This window comes from Acinetobacter sp. YH12117 (genome assembly GCF_013418865.1).
Lineage (GTDB): Bacteria > Pseudomonadota > Gammaproteobacteria > Pseudomonadales > Moraxellaceae > Acinetobacter > Acinetobacter indicus.
Map to the genome: position 1 here is coordinate 31,459 of NZ_VPBF01000025.1, position 18,005 is coordinate 49,463.

Consider the following 18,005-nt stretch of genomic DNA (forward strand, 5'->3'; position numbering starts at 1 on the left):
CTTCTCACGCTGCAGAACATGAAGTTGTACCGCAGACGTCAGTAAAATCTGTCGATATGCATGCACAACACGAGCAGATGATGCAGGCTGAACATCAGCAACATCAGCAACATCAGCAACATCAGCAACATCAGCAACATCAGCAACATCAGCAACATCAGCAACATCAGCCCATGAACATGCTTCATCCGGTGGAGAAGGCTGCAACGGCAACAACGCATGATCACCGGCAGGAGCATGGCGGGCAGTGGTATCAGTCCAGTATGCTGGAATCGAAATGGATGCAGCATGCGGGTGGACGCGGAGTATGGCAGTCCGAGCTGGAAAGCCGGATCGGAACTGATGAGAACAAGCTGTTTTTCAAACTGCATACCGAGCAGGCCGAGTCGCAACAAGCTGAATATGAGGCACAGGTTTTATATAGCCGGATGATTTCTGATTTTTGGGATATCCAGGCTGGTGTAGCCTACCAGCAGGAGGATCAGACTTCGGCACAGCAATGGCGTGGTGTGGTTGGCCTGCATGGGCTGGCGCCGTATTTCTTTGAAACCGAGGCCTATCTGTCCCTTGCCGAAGATCAGCAGGTGCAGCTGAGTCTGGATACTGAGCGGGATTTTTTGCTGACCCAGAAACTGATTCTGGCGCCTTATTTGCAGGCCAAGCTGGTACTTTCAGATGAATCGGAACAGGCGCAGAAAACTGGTTTAAACCAGCTGCAGACCGGGCTTCAGATGCGTTATGAAATCAGCAAAAAAGTCATGCCGTTTGTAGATGTGGCCTATGGCTATCATAAAGGGCTGGCCCAGACAGCTGAGCGGGATGCGACGGAGTCGGAACAGGGCTGGCAATATGGTGCCGGATTACGGTTGAAGTTTTAAAGCATTTATCCATACACTGGATGGGCTTTGGTTCATCCTTTTGCTTGCTGGAGAAACGACCTATGCTCCAGTAAGCAATTTATTCACTCAAGTGAATAAGTTTGAATCGCCTTATCTGGGTTGTGATTTTCAGTCCCTCTTGAGCTGAAGCTTATTCCCCTCCAACGGTGTTCTACTGGCAGGCGGTGGATTTTTGCTATACTGATACCGTAATTCTGGAGGAACGACCTCCCTTAAAGACGTTGTCTTTAAGAAAAATCGTCAGGACGGCCTGACTCTATCTGAATAATGGAGGAGGGCGTGATGGCCTGGATCGTATTAATTTTTGCCGGTATTTTTGAAATTGTCTGGGCTTATTTTATGAAGCTTTCAGATGGTTTTACCAAACTTACCCCGAGCATTCTGACCATTTTCTTTATGGTGCTCAGTTTTGGCCTGCTGGCCTATGCCATGCGCAGTCTGCCGCTGGGCACGGCCTATACCATCTGGACCGGGATTGGCGCGGTCGGTTCTTTTCTGGTGGGTATTTTTGTACTGGGCGAGCCGGCATCGGCCATGCGTATGCTGGCGGCAGTGTTAATTATTTCTGGTCTTGTGCTGATGAAACTTTCATCGGCATAATCAAGCTAGACTAAAACTGAACAGGAGAAGGAGATGAAACTTGCATTTATGTATATGCCTTCTCCGGTCGGGCGTTTAAAACTGGTGGCTACAGACAGCGCGCTGGTCGCCGTGATCTGGGACAATGAAAATCCCAAACGGGTCCGGCAGGCCGAGCTGGTAGAGCAACTGGATCATCCGATTTTGCTGGATGCGCAACAACAGCTGAATGAATATTTTCAAGGCCAGCGTCAAAGCTTTGAACTGCCTTTAGATTTTGAAGGCACAGAGTTTCAGAAAAAAGTCTGGCAGGCACTGCTGAATATTCCTTTTGGCGAAACCCGCAGTTATCGGCAAATTGCTGAGCAGGTCGGCAGTCCCAAAGCGGTACGGGCTGTCGGTGCGGCCAATGGCCAAAATCCAATTTCAATTATTGCACCCTGTCATCGGGTGATTGGCAGCGGCGGTAAACTGGTTGGTTTTGCCGGTGGACTAGACAATAAAGAGATTCTGTTAAAACTGGAACAACAGCAAAAATAAATACGGATAATCTGTGGTGTTGCATCGCCCACAGCAGGCCAATAAACAGCTTAAATCAGTAAGCATCCGTTGATTAAAAAATAGATCACCAGATTGAACATCTTCAGGTAGATAGAATCTTTCTGTATCCACCTGATAACGAAAATTAAACCAGCATTATCATTCCTGAATGAAACACCGTTTTATGCTAGAGTCGGGTCAAGATCATCACCATTAAAATAAAACCGCAATGCATGATGTAAATATTTTGCGTATGTTGATTTCACAGCTGTGGTGGCTGTTGCTGGTTCTGCTGGGCTTGAGCCTGCTGCGGGTGTTCCTGCCGGACTTAAAAGGCAAAATCGGGGAGTGGGCTGTTCAGCGACAGGCCAAGCAACATCTGGATGAGCGTTATATTTTACTTAATGATTTGACCTTGCCCGATCAGGATGGTGGCACCACACAAATTGATCATGTGCTATTAAGTCCTTTTGGCGTCTTTGTGATAGAAAGCAAAAACTATAAGGGCTGGATTTTTGGCAGTGCGCGGCAAAAAATGTGGACCCAGAAAATTTATAAAAAGAGTTATAAATTCCAGAATCCCTTGCATCAGAATTACAAACATACTCAGGTGTTGAGTCATCTGCTGGCTGATCTGCTGGAGCCGGAGCATTTACATTCGCTAGTGGTATTTATGCCGGGCTGCGAATTTAAAACAGAGATGCCAAAGCAGGTATTTCAAGGGGCAGGCTGGGTAAATTACGTACAGGAGTTCCAGACCGAAGTCATCTCCGCCATGCGCTTAAAACGTTTGCAATTACGACTGGAAAAAGAAGTACTGGACCCGTCCTGGCAAACCCGGCGCGCGCATGTGGCGCAGCTTAAATCCAGACATCATCAAGACTGAACCCAAGTATCATGTTGAGCTGAGTCGTCTACGCTTACCAAACTCTCCTGAACTGTTGAATAAGCACTATATTTTTCTGGCTCTGAGCTTGCTAGATTGGTGGATATTAGCCAATTTTTGCCAGATGTTCAGGCCGGAACAGGAGCGTTCACGATGTCAGAGCCGTATCTACTGTATACCCCGCAGGTTGAACAGGAACAGCCGAATGAAAGCCGCTTGATTGAAGATATTATCGAGCATATGGCTCAAGCCCGACAACAGGTGTTTGACAAGCATCGCCATGCAGTCCGCGATGCGCATGCCAAATCACATGCATTTCTGAAAGGTATTTTGACCGTGCCGGTGTTGCCGCCGCATTTGGCGCAGGGAATTTTTGCCGAGCCAGGACATTATGATGTGATGGTGCGTTTATCGGCTGCGCCGGGAGATTTACGCAGTGACCAGGTGCCAGTACCGCATGGCTTTGCCTTAAAAATCCTGAATGTGCCGGGCGCACGCTTACTGGCCGATGATCCGAGTGATGGTAAAAACCAGGATATTCTGATGGTGAATATTCCGGTGCTGGCCTTTGGCACGCTGCGTAAATACCAGCAGATGCTGCCCCTGGTGACACGCGCGGAACAGGCGCCCGATCCGATGTTAAAAGGCATGCGCAGTATGGCGCGCAGTTTAAATGCACTGGTAGATAAAGCCGGTTTAGAAGTGCCGGTGACTTTAAAAGGCTGGGCGCGCAGTCAGAACCATATTCTGGGCGAGACCTATCACACCATGGCCGCGCTGCGTTATGGCGACTATATGGCAAAACTCAGTGTGGCGCCGGAATCGACCTCGGTACGCCAGCTGACCAATATTCCAATGCAGATTAGCCATGACTCCAGCATCCGCGATCTGGTCCGCGATTTCTTTAAGCACCATAGCGCCGATTATGTATTGCGTGCGCAATTGTGTACCAGCCTGGAGCGTATGCCCATTGAAGATGCCTCGGTGTTATGGCCGGAAGAAGAATCTGCGCATCAGACCATTGGTACCTTACATTTTCCCAAACAGGACAGCTATAGTCCGGAGCGGCGGGTTTATGCCGATGATGTGTTGTCGTTTAACCCATGGCATGGCGTGCAGGCGCATCAACCTTTGGGTTCAATTATGCGGGTACGTAAACAGGCTTATGAACGTTCCGCCTCGTTCCGGCACCGGATGAATACCCAGCCGCGAGCCGAACCGCAGCAGCTGGATGATATGCCGGATTAAAGGGCTTCAGATTCAGGTCGAAAAAATACCTGCCATGGGGCAGGTGTTTTTTATATTAAGGATTAAAAGCGTTTTGGAATCTTCTGACCATTCGGTACCGGACTTTCTGCCTGTTTTAGTACCCCAAACAGCCAGGTTTCAGCATAATTCACAGCGGCTTGCAGTTCATCACCTAGTGCTAAACGGCCGGCAATAAAGCTGGCCAGCGAGCAGCCCGAACCGTGGTATTCGCCTTCTAAACGCGGGCAACGGGTTTCTGAAATCAGTTCACCATCTATATATAAAGCATTGCGGATGTGATCTGGGGTATCTTCATGGCCGCCTTTAACCAAAACCGCCTTGGCACCCATCGCAAACAGTTTCTGGGTGGCCAGTTCCAGATCATCTTCACCGGTCAGGGCACGCAGTTCTACCGTATTCGGGGTCAGTAAGGTTGCCAGTGGAATCAGCTCGACAAAGGCCTTGACCAAAGTCGCCTGATCACCCAGAGAGCCACCGCTGTTGGCGACCAGAACCGGGTCCAGCACATAGTAATAGTCCGGATGTTCTCTCAAGAAATCTGCCAGCGCTGCAATATTGTCGGTGGTGCCGAGCATTCCCGATTTAACACAGCGAATTGGCAGATCGTTCACCACGGCATTGGCCTGGGCCAGTAGCAATGCTTTGGAAGTGGCTTCAAAGCCAAACACCTGCTGCGAGTTTTGCACCGTGAGGGCGGTACAGGCAATGGCCGCATGTGCGCCACTTTGACCAATCGCTTCAATATCAGCCTGTAAGCCCGCGCCCCCAGAGGGATCTAAACCAGAAAAGCAAAGTACCGTTGGACGCACATCCATATCCTTCAATCATGAATTTACGTTAGTATAGGCAACTTTGAATCAAGTCTCGAGTGTATTTCACGGTCGAAGGGGGAGAAAAATTCATGATTAAACATCTGCTGATTGATTTGGATGGCACCCTGACCGATCCAAAAGTGGGTATTACCACCTCGGCGCGTTATGGACTGGCAAAAATTGGTCATCCACTACCAGAATCTGAAAATATTGACTGGATTATTGGTCCGCCACTGAAAGCTTCACTGGCAAAAATTTTACAGGTCGAACCGAATGATGTGCTGGCGGAACAGGCGCTGATGGGTTATCGCGAGCGTTTTGCCGTGACCGGTTTATATGAAAACAAGGTTTATCCAACTGTGGCGGAAACCTTGCAAACCTTGAAACTCCAGGGCTATCAGCTATTTTTGGCGACTGCTAAACCGACTATTTATGCACGGCAGATTCTGGAGCATTTTGAGCTGGAACAGTATTTTACCGGCATTTATGGCAGCGAGCTGAATGGTGATCGGACCCATAAAGATGAATTAATTGCCTATATTCTGGAGCAGGAACAGCTGCAGGCCAGCCAATGTCTTATGGTCGGCGACCGGGAATATGATGTGCTGGGGGCGCGACATAACGGGATTGAAGCGGTCGCGGTCGAATATGGTTATGGCACGATGCAAGAGCTGGATCATGCTGCACCAAAAGCCCGTATTCAGCAGTTTTCCCAGTTGCCGAATGTGGTGGCTGACTTAAATAGTGCATTGGCATCCTGTCAGGCTTAACATAAAAAATCCATTCGGCTGATGCTGTATTCATCAGTCGGTGGATGAATTTCCCGTGTGCCTGATCACATCGATGGGTTCGGGTAATTCACGAAAACATCAGCCTTCAATATTTAAATACAGGCTTTCTTTGACTTCTTCCATCACCACATAACTGTGCGAAGAGGCTGAGGCTGGCAGTTTTTTCAGTAAATCGCCAAGTAAACGCCGGTAGGCGCTCATTTCTTTGAGCCGTGCTTTAACCAGATAATCAAACTCGCCGGAAATCAGATGACACTCGAGCACTTCCGGAATATCCACCAGATCTCGCGCCACCTGATCAAACACATCGCCCGATTTGGCCGACAGTTTAATCTCCAGAAATACCAGCAGTTTCTTGTCCACCAGTTCAGGATTCAGGCGGGCATAATAGCCCATAATAATGCCATCGCGTTCCAGCCGTTTAACCCGTTCCGAGCAGGGCGTGGTGGATAAATTGACCTTGGCCGCCAGCTCACTAATCGCAATCCGGCCATTGTTTTGCAGGATGTCCAAAATCATGCGATCAATCCGGTCTAATTTACGCATCTAAAAATTCCTTTATTCCAAAAAATATCCTGAAAAAATGGGCGGATTATCTGAAAATACCCACTAAAAATAGCAAAATTCACTATTGATTCGAAAATATACTAGTTAAATAAACTGGAATGTATTTGAGGTCAAGTCTATGCGTGTAATTGTGTTGGGAAGCGGTGTCATTGGGGTGACCAGCGCATATTATCTGGCGCAGCAGGGTGCAAGTGTGACGGTGCTTGATCGTCAAACCGGGCCGGCGGAAGAAACCAGCTTCGGGAATGCCGGACAGGTTTCACCGGGCTATTCAACGCCGTGGGCAGCGCCGGGGATTCCATTTAAAGCCGTGAAGTGGATGTTCCAGCATCATGCACCTTTGGCCGTGAATTTGGATGGCAGTATGTGGCAGTTACAGTGGATGGCGCAAATGCTGAAAAACTGTAATGCGCAGCACTATGCTATTAATAAAGAGCGGATGGTGCGGGTAGCCGAATATAGCCGCGATTGCCTGAGAGAGTTACGCCAAGACACCGGAATCAGCTATGAAAACCGCTCTAAAGGCACGCTGCAGCTGTTCCGTAAAGATGCCCAGCTCGATGCCGTACAGCGTGACATTGAAGTATTAAAAGAAAGCGGTGTGGAATATGAGCTGTTAGACCGTGATGGTCTGGCCCGGGTTGAACCGGCTTTGGCTGCGGCCAAAGATAAACTGGTTGGTGGCTTGCACTTGCCTAATGATGAAACCGGTGATTGCTATCTGTTTACCAATGCGCTGGCCAAACTGGCACAGGAGATGGGTGTCGATTTCCAGTTTAACCAGAATGTAGAAAAACTGCTGGTTGAAGGCGACGAGATTAAAGGCGTGCTGGTCAATGGCAAAGTGCTGACCGCAGACCGTTATGTATTAGCCTTTGGCAGTTATTCACGTGAATTCCTGAAACCGCTGCATCTGGACCTGCCGGTCTATCCGGTGAAAGGTTACTCGCTGACTGTGCCAATTGTCGATCCAGCCATGGCGCCACAATCAACAGTTCTGGATGAAACTTACAAGATTGCGATTACCCGTTTTGACCAGCGGATTCGTGTCGGTGGTATGGCTGAATTAAGCGGCTTTAACCTCGGTCTGAATCAGGATCGTCGTGCCACGCTGGAAATGGTCACCAAAGATTTATTCCCGGGTGGTGATTTACCGCAGGCCAGCTTCTGGACCGGTTTACGTCCAATGACGCCAGACAGCACCCCGATTATTGGTGGCACCCGCTATAAAAACCTGTTCCTGAATACCGGTCACGGGACTTTAGGCTGGACCATGGCCTGTGGTTCGGGCAAGTTAATCAGTGATCTGGTGATGCAGCAGCAACCGGAAATTAGCACTGAAGGCTTGTCGTTACAACGTTACGCTGCTTAAGGTATTGATTCAAGGGAGAACGATGTCCAGACCAATTCAGGCGGTGGTGCATCTCGATGCACTGCGCCATAACCTGCAGATTGCCCGGCAGTATGCTGGGGATAGTCAAGTTTATGCCGTGGTCAAGGCTAATGCCTATGGTCATGGCATCGAGCGGGTCTATCCGGCTTTTCAGTCCGCCGATGGCTTTGCCTTGCTGGATCTGGCCGAGGCACTGAGATTACGCCAGCTGGGCTGGCAGGGTGATATTCTGTTGCTAGAAGGCATTTTTTGTCTGGAAGATTTATCAGTCTGTCAGCAACATCACTTAAGCTTTAGCATTCACAGTGCCCATCAAATTGACTGGTTACAGCAGTTCCAGCGTCAGCAGCCAGAGGCTCGTTTTCATGTCTATCTGAAAATGAACAGTGGCATGAACCGTCTGGGTTTTGCCCCCGCCGCTTACCGGGACGCCTTTGCCCAGTTACAGGCATTGGAAATTGTCGCCTCTATTACCCACATGATGCATTTCTCCGATGCCGACGGCGAACGTTTTGGCGCGCCGGGCATTGACTATCAGCAGCAGTGTTTTGAACAGACCATTGCCGGCCTGCCTGGCAAGCGTTCGCTCTGTAATAGCGCGGCGCTGCTGCGTCATGCGCCGGCCCTGCATAGTGATGTGATGCGTAGCGGCATCATGTTGTATGGCAGTTCGCCCGATTTTCCACAGCATACGATTCAGGACTGGAACCTGAAACCGAGCATGAGCCTGCGCAGTGAAATTATTGCTGTCCAGCAGCTGAAGGCTGGAGAAAGTATTGGCTATGGCTCCAGCTTTGTTGCCGAACAAGCCATGCGGATTGGCGTAGTGGCTTGTGGCTATGCCGATGGCTATCAGCGAATTTCTCCAAGCGGTACGCCAGTGCTGGTCAATTCGCAGTGCAGCCAGACGCTGGGCCGGGTCAGTATGGATATGCTGGCGGTCGATCTCAGTCATCTTCCTGACGCCGATATTGGCGCTGAAGTGGTGCTATGGGGCTATTCCAGCAGTGGCGCCATTTTGCCAGTCGATGAGGTCAGTCAGGTAGCCGGTACCGTCGGCTATGAGCTGATGTGCGCCATCACCGCCCGGGTGCCGTTTGTGGTGCAGGCATAAAATTTTATTCAACAGGATCACAACATGAGTTCTCAAGATATTCAACGTATTCACAGCACTGAAGTGATGAGTGCGGCAACGGTATTTAATCAGGTGGTCTATCTGTCGGGTCAGATTCCGAAAACCACTGCCGGGCAGGACATCACTGCGCAAACGCAAGAAGTGCTGCAGACCATTGATACGCTGCTGGCCGAAACCAATAGCGATAAAAGCCGGATTTTATCTGCGCAACTCTTTTTAAAGAATCTGTCCGATTTCCAGACCGTGAATGCGCTCTGGATTGAATGGTTGCAGGGCCATGCCACACCGGCACGCGCCACCATTCAGGCGGAACTGGTCAACCCGGACTGGCTGATTGAAATTGCAGTGACCGCTGCACAGAAATAAGCCATCTGGTTTGGTTTTCTCTCCCAGCCACTGACGCTGCGTACAGCCCAAGATAGGATTTGTTGGGATGTACAGGACCATCATTGCAGGATGACGTATGCACAGCCTGCGCTGATGGCAGGGTCAGGGCACAATAAGGATATTGAACATGACTTCCTCTCGTCACGATGACGTTCATTCGTCGCCACATGAATTACAACGCAAACTCTCCAACCGGCATCTGCAGTTAATTGCCATTGGTGGCGCCATCGGCACCGGACTGTTTATGGGCTCCGGCAAAACCATTGCCTTGGCCGGCCCGTCCATCCTGTTTATTTATATGATTATTGGCCTGATGTTTTTCTTCCTGATGCGTGCATTGGGGGAAATCCTGCTGTCCAATCTGCACTATAAATCCTTTATTGATATGGCGCATGACCTGATCGGGCCGGGTGCGGGCTACTATATTGGCTGGTCCTACTGGCTGGGCTGGATTCTGGTTGGAATTGCCGATCTGGCAGCCATCATCAATTATCTCGGTTTCTGGCTGCCACCAGATACCACGTTTACTCCCATGGGGCAGGCGCTGATCAGTGTTGGTTGTGTGCTGTTTGTACTGGGACTGAATTTACTGACGGTCAAGCTGTTTGGTGAAATCGAGTTCTGGTTTGCCCTGATCAAGATTCTGGCCATCTTAGGCCTGATTGGTATTGGTGGCTATATGGTCTTTAACCAGTTTGCCGCGCCAGATGGCACCACTGCCAGTTTTCAGCATGTCTGGTCACATGGTGGTATGTTTCCACAAGGCGGTAACGGTTTTCTGGCCGGTTTCCAGATTGCGCTGTTTGCCTTTGTCGGGGTGGAGCTGCTGGGCACCATGGCGGCTGAAACCAAAGATCCGGAAAAGAATTTACCCAAAGCAGTCAATGCAATTCCGACCCGGATTATCCTGTTTTATGTGCTGTCTTTATTTGTGGTGATGTCGGTGACGCCGTGGAACCAGATTCCGGCAGACCGTAGTCCGTTTGTGTCGTTGTTTTTACATGCCGGTATTCCCACCTCTGCGATTATTATGAATCTGGTGGTGTTATCTTCGGTGATGTCTTCCATGAACAGCGGTGTGTTTTCGACCAGCCGCATGCTGTTTGGCCTGGCGCGTGGCCGGCAGGCGCCACAGGCGTTGGCGACCTTGTCAAAACGGGCAGTACCGGCCAAAGGTCTGCTGTTCTCCTGTCTGTTTATTATGGCCGGTGCAGCCTTGCAGTATTTTGTGCCGAATACCGTTGAAGCCTTTACCTTGGCCAGCTCGCTGTGCGTGATTCTGTTTATTAGCATCTGGGGCATTATTATGGTGTGTTACCTGCGCTATCGTAAACTGCAGCCGCAGTTACACGCTGCTTCACGCTTTAAAATGCCGGGCGGGGTGCTGATGAGCTATGTGGTGTTGGCCTTCCTGCTGTTTGCACTGGTGATTCTCAGTCTGGAGCCGGATACGCTGAAAGCACTGCTGGTCAGTCCGTTGTGGCTGGTGATTTTAACCGTGACTTACTATGGTCTATATAAACCGCGGCTGCGTAAATACCAGCAATATGCCCAGACCGAGCAATATGCCAAGTCAGAAACCCTTCGCTAGCCCACAAAAAAGCCTCGTATCAAACGAGGCTTTTTTTATCTGTTCTTCGATGGAGCTAGAACACAGGTTTCACCACCACCAGAATCACAATTGCAAATAACAGCACTGTCGGCATTTCATTGAAAAAGCGCCAGAACTTGTGTGACTTGTAATGGGCATTGCCAATCAGTTTCAGACGGTAATAACCGCAAACCAGATGGTAAATCACCAATAATCCGACCAGTGCCACTTTCAGGTAAAACCACAAGGCATCGTGGTAGTTCCGGGTGGCATCACCCCAATCTACCAGAAAGTGGGCGGTAATTAGGGTGGCAATCATGGAAGGCCACATAATTCCACGGTACAACTTGCGTTCCATGACTTCAAAACGCTGATGACTGACCGCATCTTCACTCATGGCATGGTAAACATATAACCGTGGCAGATAGAACAGTGCAGCGAACCAGCACACCACGGCAATAATATGTAATGCTTTTACCCATAAAAAAGCATCAGAAGGTGCATCCATCGAAAATCCTATTTAGGGATTATGCATCCCATTTCTTGAAAATCAGACAAGCGTTTACGCCGCCAAAACCAAAACTGTTACTCATCACAGTATTCAATTTTGCGTCACGTTTTTCAAGTACGATATCAAAGCCTTTCGCGCCTTCATCCAGCTCGGTCACGTTGATGTTTGGCGCAATAAAGTCGTTTTGCATCATCAGGACAGAGTAGATCGCTTCCTGTACACCGGCAGCACCCAGGCTGTGACCGGTCATAGATTTGGTCGAGCTCAGGGCTGGTACCTGGCCTTCACCAAAGGCACGTTCCATGGCTTTCAGTTCAGTCACGTCACCTGCAGGGGTAGATGTACCGTGTGTGTTCACATAGTCAATCGATTCAACACCATGCTGTTTGGCTTCATCCAGCGCCATCAGGATACAGCGTGTTGCACCTTCACCGCTTGGCGCAACCATGTCAGCACCATCCGAGTTGGCTGCATACGCGACCACTTCTGCCAGAATGTTGGCACCACGTGCTTGTGCATGTTCCAGCGATTCCAGTACCAGGAAGCCACCGCCGCCGGCAATCACGAAACCATCACGGTCTGCTGAATATGGACGAGAAGCAGTTTCTGGGGTGTCATTGTATTTGGCACACAGCGCACCCATCGCATCAAACAGCAGGCTTTGTGACCAGTGATCTTCTTCACCACCGCCAGCCAGCATAAGATCCTGTTTACCCAGTTGAATCAGGTTGTAGGCATAACCAATCGCATCGGCAGAAGTTGCACATGCGCTGGTAATCGAGTGCGCAACGCCTTGCAGTTTAAAGGCAACGCCCAGGTTGGCCGTAATGGTGTTTGACATGTTACGTGGTACAAAGAATGGGCCAATTTTACGCGCGCCTTTTTCTTCCAGTAATTCCACCATTTCAACCACAGATGCAGTCGAGTTGCCGCCTGAACCACCGGCAATACCGTAACGCGGGTTACCAGCTAAATCTTCAACTTTCAGGCCGGCATGTTCAATGGCTGCTGCCGCTGCGTTATAGGCATACATTGCACACACGCCCATGAAGCGTTTTAAACGACGGTCGATATTGTCAAAATTCTGTTCTGCAGCTGCACTGACATGGCTCTTAAAATTCAGTTCAGCATAAGTCTGGTTAAAACGTGTGCCTGAAATACCATTTTGCAAAGAGTGGGTTACATCTTCTAATGTATTACCAATGCACGAATTAATGCCCATGCCAGTGATTACAACACGTTTCATCTACAGTTCCCTTATGGTGATATTATCGGGTCCAACCCTGGAGACTGTCGGCGCAAATGCCGGTGTCCAGTGCATTTCCCAAGTTTTTCAATTGGATTCATAATAACAGAAAGAATTTTGAATTCTTATGGCAAATCCTATGCCTCTTTGGGAATGACCAGATTTGGGGAGCAGACTACGTGAACATAACCAAAAGAAACACAATAAGGTTGAGATAAACGCAGACTATACCTAGTATTTAGCAATAAATCTTAAGAAAGAAAATGAGGAGCAAGAATGACAGATTCTAATAATAAGCAATCAGGCGGATTCCTCTCGAGTGCGTTTGGAGTGGCTAAAAAGCTCAGTCATACCGGCATTGACCTGGTTCAGCATGTGGCGCCCGGTTCGACCAGTAAAGAAGAGGCGGGTAGCAGTCAGGGGCGGGTGGTGGAAGGCAGTGCCAGCCCGGTATTCGGCCGCCATTCATCGCGTTATGACAATCCGCAGCAGGTACTGAAGGCACATTTGCCGCAGGTCTCACGTCAATTGCTAGGTCGTCATTATAATAAGGTCAATAATCTTGCCCATTTTGTGGCGCCTCAGTTTTCTGACAAGGTGTCGGATTACTTCTTTCACCAGCTAAATACCTTCACCTCCAATATCAGTTCGGTCGATGCAGTTTTAGATGAAGCCGGAGTACGTGACTTAGAGGAACTGACCCAGGATGTGAACCGTTCCAAACGCATCAGCCAGGCGCTGGCAGAGCAGAATAAATGGCTGGCCTCGATTCAGGGCGCGATCACCGGGGCTACCGGCGTGATTGGAACCGCGGTAGATGTGCCGGTTTCGATGATCATGTCGTTACGTACCATCTATCAGGTTGGGCGTTCGTATGGCTTTGAGCTGAATAAAGAAGAAGGCCAGGCCATTGTGCAATATATTTTCAAACAGGTCGATCTGGGCCTGATTGCCGAAAAGCAGGCGGTCTTGCTGGGCATTAAAAGCGTGCTGAACATGCTGCAAACCCATGATGTGCATCAGCTGCAGCAGCTGGTTGGTTCCAGCAATGACATGGAAGCGCTACGCAAATATCTGGTCAATGAGCAGGGCGAAATGAAGTGGCAATGGATGAACTCAATGCCGAAGTTCTCGCTGTTAAGCAAATTAACCCCGGTAGCGACAGCCTCGGTCAGTGCCGCCTACAGCTGGAAGCTGGTCGAGCATGTGCACCAGAAAGCGCAGGAAGTGTTCTCGCATGCCCGTGAATATCTCATCCAGCATAAGGGCAGTCAGCTGTCCCCGGTCGATGCCTATGAAAAAGCCGCAGCCTTACTGGCACAGGCCGCACCAAAATTACTGGAACAGCCAGCTGCGGCTACACCGGCCGTCGATGAGCTGAAGCTGGATCAGGATATTGAGCTGCAGCAAAACAGCACCATCTCCAAGGTGAAAATCCAGAAAAAATCGGCAGAGGAAAAGCCGGAGCCGGAACAGATCGATCAGGATATCCAGCAGGGCCTAGAGCAGCTGGCCGATAAAATGGTTGAGCCGAATGCTGCGGTAGAGCCGCAAAAACCGGCAATTCCACCGGAATCGATTGAGCCGGAACCTGAAGAGAATGAAGACTTTGACGACACACCACCGGTAGTGGAAGAGCCGCCAGAAACAGATGCAGAACCGCAAAAAGCAGACGCTGAGAAGCCGGTAGTGAAGAAGGTTACAAAAAAGCAAAAAGCGCAATAAGGTCCTAATACCTTAAAAAGCAGTAAAATTAGCCTTTAATGCGGGAATGGTCAATATTTGCCGGTCTGTCGAATATTGACCATTTTAGTATCTTGACTTACAATTGCATGCCCTCAAAAAGTAGTATGTTTTTGGGGCTTTTTATTAACGGGAGAATTGCCACATGGCAACAACAAATCAGTTGATCCGTAAGGGTCGTACGACTTTAGTTGAAAAATCTAAAGTTCCTGCGTTGAAGGCTTGTCCACAACGTCGTGGTGTTTGTACACGTGTTTACACAACTACACCTAAAAAACCTAACTCAGCAATGCGTAAAGTTTGCCGTGTTCGCTTAACTTCAGGTTTCGAAGTTTCTAGCTATATCGGTGGTGAAGGCCATAACCTGCAAGAGCACAGTGTTGTTCTGATCCGTGGTGGTCGTGTTAAAGACTTACCAGGTGTACGTTACCATACCGTTCGTGGTTCTTTAGACTGTGCTGGCGTGAAAGATCGTAACCAGTCACGTTCTAAATACGGTACTAAACGTCCTAAGAAATAATCTTTCGAGATTAAGCTCTTAGTTCGTTAGAACTGCAATCCTTTATCGTCTCGCTTGTCTGATTTCTGCATTTATTTTGTGAATATTCAAGCGACGTATAGTAAGGCCAGCGAATGCATACGACACTTTATGCTACTGCTGGATTAACCTGAAGTGTCATATTTATAGGTAGTTTTAAAATGCCAAGACGTCGCGTAGTCGCTGCTCGTGAAATCCTTCCGGATCCTAAGTTCAGCAGCCAAACAATCGCTAAATTCATGAACCACGTAATGCAAGATGGTAAAAAATCTATTGCTGAAAGTATCGTTTACGGTGCTTTAGACCGCGTTCAAGAAAAAAACAAAGTAGACCCAGTTGAATTTTTTGAAGCTACGCTTGAAAAAGTTCGTCCTATGGTTGAAGTAAAAGCACGCCGTGTTGGTGGTGCTACTTATCAAGTTCCTATGGAAGTGCGCCCATCCCGTCGTACTGCTCTAGCGATGCGTTGGTTAGTAGATGCTGCTGCTAAGCGTTCTGAAAAAACTATGGCTTTACGTCTTGCTGGTGAGTTGCTTGATGCAGCTGAAGGTAAAGGCGCAGCGGTTAAAAAACGTGAAGATGTGCACCGTATGGCTGAAGCCAACAAAGCCTTCTCTCACTACCGTTTCTAAGCGGATAAAACAGGACCTAATCAGGAGGGTGATGAATTTAGTTGTCACTAGTTTGTCATCAAAGCGCTTTAAGTTGCTATGCAGCTTAAAGCGTCCTGTTTTAAACAACAAAATTTAGGAATGCTAGAAATCATGGCACGTCAAACCCCAATTTCTCGTTACCGTAACATTGGTATCTCTGCGCACATTGACGCAGGTAAAACAACCACTTCTGAACGTATTTTGTTCTACACAGGTGAGAGCCACAAACTAGGTGAAACTCACGAAGGTTCAGCAACAACTGACTGGATGGAACAAGAGCAGGAACGTGGTATTACCATTACTTCAGCAGCTGTAACATGCTTCTGGAAAGGTATGGCTAACCAGTTCGACCAACACCGTATTAACGTAATTGACACCCCAGGACACGTTGACTTCACAATTGAAGTTGAGCGTTCTATGCGTGTTCTTGACGGTGCATGTATGGTTTACTGTGCTGTAGGTGGTGTACAACCTCAGTCTGAAACTGTATGGCGTCAAGCAAACAAATATAAAGTACCTCGTTTAGCGTTCGTTAACAAAATGGACCGTACTGGTGCAAACTTCTTCCGCGTAGTTGAACAAATGAAGACACGTTTGGGTGCTAACCCAGTGCCTATCGTTGTTCCAGTGGGCGCAGAAGACACATTCACAGGTGTTGTTGACTTAATCGAAATGAAGTCAATCATCTGGGACGAAGCGTCTCAAGGTATGAAGTTTGAATACGGCGACATTCCTGCTGATCTGCAAGATACAGCTGAAGAATGGCGTACAAACATGGTTGAAGCTGCTGCTGAAGCATCAGAAGAACTCATGGACAAATACCTGGAAGAAGGCGACCTTTCTAAAGAAGAAATCGTAGCTGGTTTACGTCAACGTACATTAGCGGGTGAAATTCAACCTGCAATGTGTGGTTCTGCATTCAAAAACAAAGGTGTTCAACGTATGTTGGACGCAGTGATTGAATTCCTTCCAGCGCCTACAGACGTAGAAGCGATCAAAGGTATCCTAGACGACAAAGACGAAACCGAAGGTTCTCGTGAAGCGTCTGACGATGCTCCGTTCTCTGCGCTTGCGTTCAAAATCATGAACGACAAATTCGTAGGTAACTTAACGTTCGTACGTGTTTACTCAGGTGTTCTGAAAGCAGGTAGCCCTGTTTACAACCCAGTGAAAATGAAACGTGAACGTATTGGCCGTATCGTACAGATGCACGCAAACGACCGTCACGACATCGAAGAAATTCGTGCGGGTGACATCGCGGCGTGTGTAGGTCTTAAAGACACGACTACGGGTGATACACTGTGTGACGAAAACAACGTAATCACACTTGAGCGTATGGAATTCCCAGAGCCAGTAATTCAATTGGCTGTTGAACCTAAGACCAAAGCTGACCAAGAAAAAATGTCAGTTGCGCTTGGCCGTTTAGCGAAAGAAGATCCATCGTTCCGCGTATTCACAGACGAAGAATCTGGTCAGACTATCATCGCTGGTATGGGTGAGCTTCACCTTGACATCATCGTTGACCGTATGAAGCGTGAATTCAACGTTGAAGCGAACATTGGTAAACCAATGGTTGCTTACCGTGAAACGATCAAGAAATCAATCGAACAAGAAGGTAAATTCGTTCGTCAAACTGGTGGTAAAGGTAAATTCGGTCACGTATACGTACGTTTAGAACCGCTTGATCCTGAAACTGGTAAAGACTACGAGTTCGCTGAAGAAGTTGTTGGTGGTGTAGTACCTAAAGAATTCTTCGGTGCGGTTGACAAAGGTATCCAAGAACGTATGAAGAATGGTGTCCTTGCTGGTTATCCAGTCGTTGGCATCAAAGCGACATTGTTCGACGGTTCTTACCACGATGTCGACTCTGACGAATTATCGTTCAAAATGGCGGGTTCTTACGCATTCCGTGACGGTTTCATGAAAGCAGATCCTGTTCTTCTTGAACCAATCATGAAAGTTGAAGTAGAAACTCCAGAAGACTACATGGGCGATATCATGGGTGACTTAAACCGTCGTCGTGGTATGGTTCAAGGTATGGACGATTTACCTGGCGGTACTAAAGCAATCCGTGCTGAAGTTCCACTGGCTGAGATGTTCGGTTACGCGACTCAAATGCGTTCTATGTCTCAAGGTCGTGCGACTTACTCTATGGAATTTGCTAAATACGCTGAAACTCCACGTAACGTGGCGGAAGGCATCATCGCTAAATTCCAGTCTGGCGGTAAAAAAGGTGACGACGAGTAATCTTTCGATTACTATATTGCCTAACTAATTTTATAGTTAAAATCTAATGCTCATGCAGTGATCCTGCATGAGTAATCTACAAAGGAAGATGAACATGGCTAAGGCTAAGTTTGAACGTAATAAGCCACACGTTAACGTGGGCACAATCGGTCACGTTGACCATGGTAAAACAACTTTAACAGCTGCAATTGCAACTGTATGTGCGAAGAAATTCGGTG

Annotated in this window: 19 protein-coding genes; 15 read left to right on the forward strand and 4 right to left on the reverse strand. The window is 48.4% G+C overall.

Annotated elements, in window-relative coordinates:
- Positions 1 to 173: 173 nt before the first annotated feature.
- From FTU55_RS09830 to FTU55_RS09850, 5 genes are all read left to right on the forward strand, one after another.
- Entirely contained in the window at positions 174 to 878 is a 705-nt protein-coding gene (locus tag FTU55_RS09830) for a copper resistance protein B (RefSeq protein WP_168384745.1), read from the forward strand.
- Between the two features lie 303 nt (positions 879 to 1,181).
- Positions 1,182 to 1,499, forward strand: a complete 318-nt coding sequence (gene sugE / locus FTU55_RS09835) for a quaternary ammonium compound efflux SMR transporter SugE (protein ID WP_005179881.1) — start codon at positions 1,182 to 1,184, stop codon at positions 1,497 to 1,499.
- A 33-nt stretch (positions 1,500 to 1,532) separates the two neighbouring features.
- On the forward strand, positions 1,533 to 2,018 hold the full coding sequence (locus FTU55_RS09840; protein WP_168383797.1) for a methylated-DNA--[protein]-cysteine S-methyltransferase: 486 nt from the start codon (positions 1,533 to 1,535) through the stop codon (positions 2,016 to 2,018).
- A gap of 229 nt (positions 2,019 to 2,247) precedes the next feature.
- Positions 2,248 to 2,904, forward strand: a complete 657-nt coding sequence (locus tag FTU55_RS09845; RefSeq protein WP_180046949.1) for a nuclease-related domain-containing protein — start codon at positions 2,248 to 2,250, stop codon at positions 2,902 to 2,904.
- Between the two features lie 153 nt (positions 2,905 to 3,057).
- On the forward strand, positions 3,058 to 4,152 hold the full coding sequence (locus tag FTU55_RS09850) for a catalase family protein (protein WP_005179873.1): 1,095 nt from the start codon (positions 3,058 to 3,060) through the stop codon (positions 4,150 to 4,152).
- Positions 4,153 to 4,214: 62 nt separating this feature from the next.
- Here FTU55_RS09850 and FTU55_RS09855 read toward each other — a convergent pair whose 3' ends face one another.
- Positions 4,215 to 4,982: a hydroxymethylpyrimidine/phosphomethylpyrimidine kinase gene (locus tag FTU55_RS09855; protein WP_016659477.1), complete on the reverse strand. Its 768-nt coding sequence runs from the start codon at positions 4,980 to 4,982 to the stop codon at positions 4,215 to 4,217.
- Positions 4,983 to 5,074: 92 nt separating this feature from the next.
- Between FTU55_RS09855 and FTU55_RS09860 the strand changes: the two genes are divergently transcribed.
- Positions 5,075 to 5,755, forward strand: coding sequence for an HAD-IA family hydrolase (locus tag FTU55_RS09860; protein ID WP_045795528.1), 681 nt, complete (start codon positions 5,075 to 5,077; stop codon positions 5,753 to 5,755).
- A 99-nt stretch (positions 5,756 to 5,854) separates the two neighbouring features.
- On the opposite strand, the gene FTU55_RS09865 is transcribed toward FTU55_RS09860, so the two are convergent.
- Entirely contained in the window at positions 5,855 to 6,322 is a 468-nt protein-coding gene (locus tag FTU55_RS09865; RefSeq protein WP_005179867.1) for an Lrp/AsnC ligand binding domain-containing protein, read from the reverse strand.
- 139 nt (positions 6,323 to 6,461) lie between these two features.
- Between FTU55_RS09865 and FTU55_RS09870 the strand changes: the two genes are divergently transcribed.
- The 4 genes from FTU55_RS09870 (at position 6,462) to FTU55_RS09885 (ending at position 10,849) form a co-directional block, all read left to right on the forward strand.
- Positions 6,462 to 7,715 carry a D-amino acid dehydrogenase gene (locus FTU55_RS09870; RefSeq protein WP_180046951.1) on the forward strand — a complete coding sequence of 418 codons (1,254 nt, stop codon included), beginning with the start codon at positions 6,462 to 6,464 and terminating at the stop codon, positions 7,713 to 7,715.
- A 22-nt stretch (positions 7,716 to 7,737) separates the two neighbouring features.
- Positions 7,738 to 8,850 (forward strand): alanine racemase, encoded by a 1,113-nt coding sequence (gene alr / locus FTU55_RS09875; protein ID WP_180046953.1) that lies wholly within the window; start codon positions 7,738 to 7,740, stop codon positions 8,848 to 8,850.
- A 24-nt stretch (positions 8,851 to 8,874) separates the two neighbouring features.
- Positions 8,875 to 9,237, forward strand: a complete 363-nt coding sequence (locus FTU55_RS09880; RefSeq protein WP_005179861.1) for a RidA family protein — start codon at positions 8,875 to 8,877, stop codon at positions 9,235 to 9,237.
- A gap of 148 nt (positions 9,238 to 9,385) precedes the next feature.
- Positions 9,386 to 10,849 carry an amino acid permease gene (locus FTU55_RS09885; protein WP_045795523.1) on the forward strand — a complete coding sequence of 488 codons (1,464 nt, stop codon included), beginning with the start codon at positions 9,386 to 9,388 and terminating at the stop codon, positions 10,847 to 10,849.
- Between the two features lie 55 nt (positions 10,850 to 10,904).
- Here FTU55_RS09885 and FTU55_RS09890 read toward each other — a convergent pair whose 3' ends face one another.
- Positions 10,905 to 11,357 carry a CopD family protein gene (locus FTU55_RS09890; RefSeq protein ID WP_005179856.1) on the reverse strand — a complete coding sequence of 151 codons (453 nt, stop codon included), beginning with the start codon at positions 11,355 to 11,357 and terminating at the stop codon, positions 10,905 to 10,907.
- A 19-nt stretch (positions 11,358 to 11,376) separates the two neighbouring features.
- Positions 11,377 to 12,606, reverse strand: coding sequence for a beta-ketoacyl synthase N-terminal-like domain-containing protein (locus tag FTU55_RS09895; protein ID WP_005179853.1), 1,230 nt, complete (start codon positions 12,604 to 12,606; stop codon positions 11,377 to 11,379).
- Between the two features lie 276 nt (positions 12,607 to 12,882).
- On the opposite strand from FTU55_RS09895, the gene FTU55_RS09900 reads away from it, so the two are divergent.
- From FTU55_RS09900 to FTU55_RS09920, 5 genes are all read left to right on the forward strand, one after another.
- A complete protein-coding gene (locus FTU55_RS09900) occupies positions 12,883 to 14,331 on the forward strand; it encodes an EcsC family protein (RefSeq protein WP_180046955.1) in 1,449 nt (482 codons plus the stop codon).
- Positions 14,332 to 14,494: 163 nt separating this feature from the next.
- Positions 14,495 to 14,869, forward strand: a complete 375-nt coding sequence (rpsL, locus tag FTU55_RS09905; RefSeq protein ID WP_002050319.1) for a 30S ribosomal protein S12 — start codon at positions 14,495 to 14,497, stop codon at positions 14,867 to 14,869.
- Positions 14,870 to 15,048: 179 nt separating this feature from the next.
- Positions 15,049 to 15,519, forward strand: a complete 471-nt coding sequence (gene rpsG, locus FTU55_RS09910) for a 30S ribosomal protein S7 (protein ID WP_005179845.1) — start codon at positions 15,049 to 15,051, stop codon at positions 15,517 to 15,519.
- 132 nt (positions 15,520 to 15,651) lie between these two features.
- Complete coding sequence (fusA, locus tag FTU55_RS09915) at positions 15,652 to 17,787, forward strand: elongation factor G (RefSeq protein WP_104490194.1); 2,136 nt, start codon at positions 15,652 to 15,654, stop codon at positions 17,785 to 17,787.
- Between the two features lie 94 nt (positions 17,788 to 17,881).
- Positions 17,882 to 18,005, forward strand: a 124-nt coding sequence (locus tag FTU55_RS09920) for a GTP-binding protein (RefSeq protein WP_228151030.1), incomplete at its 3' end; no start/stop codon positions are given.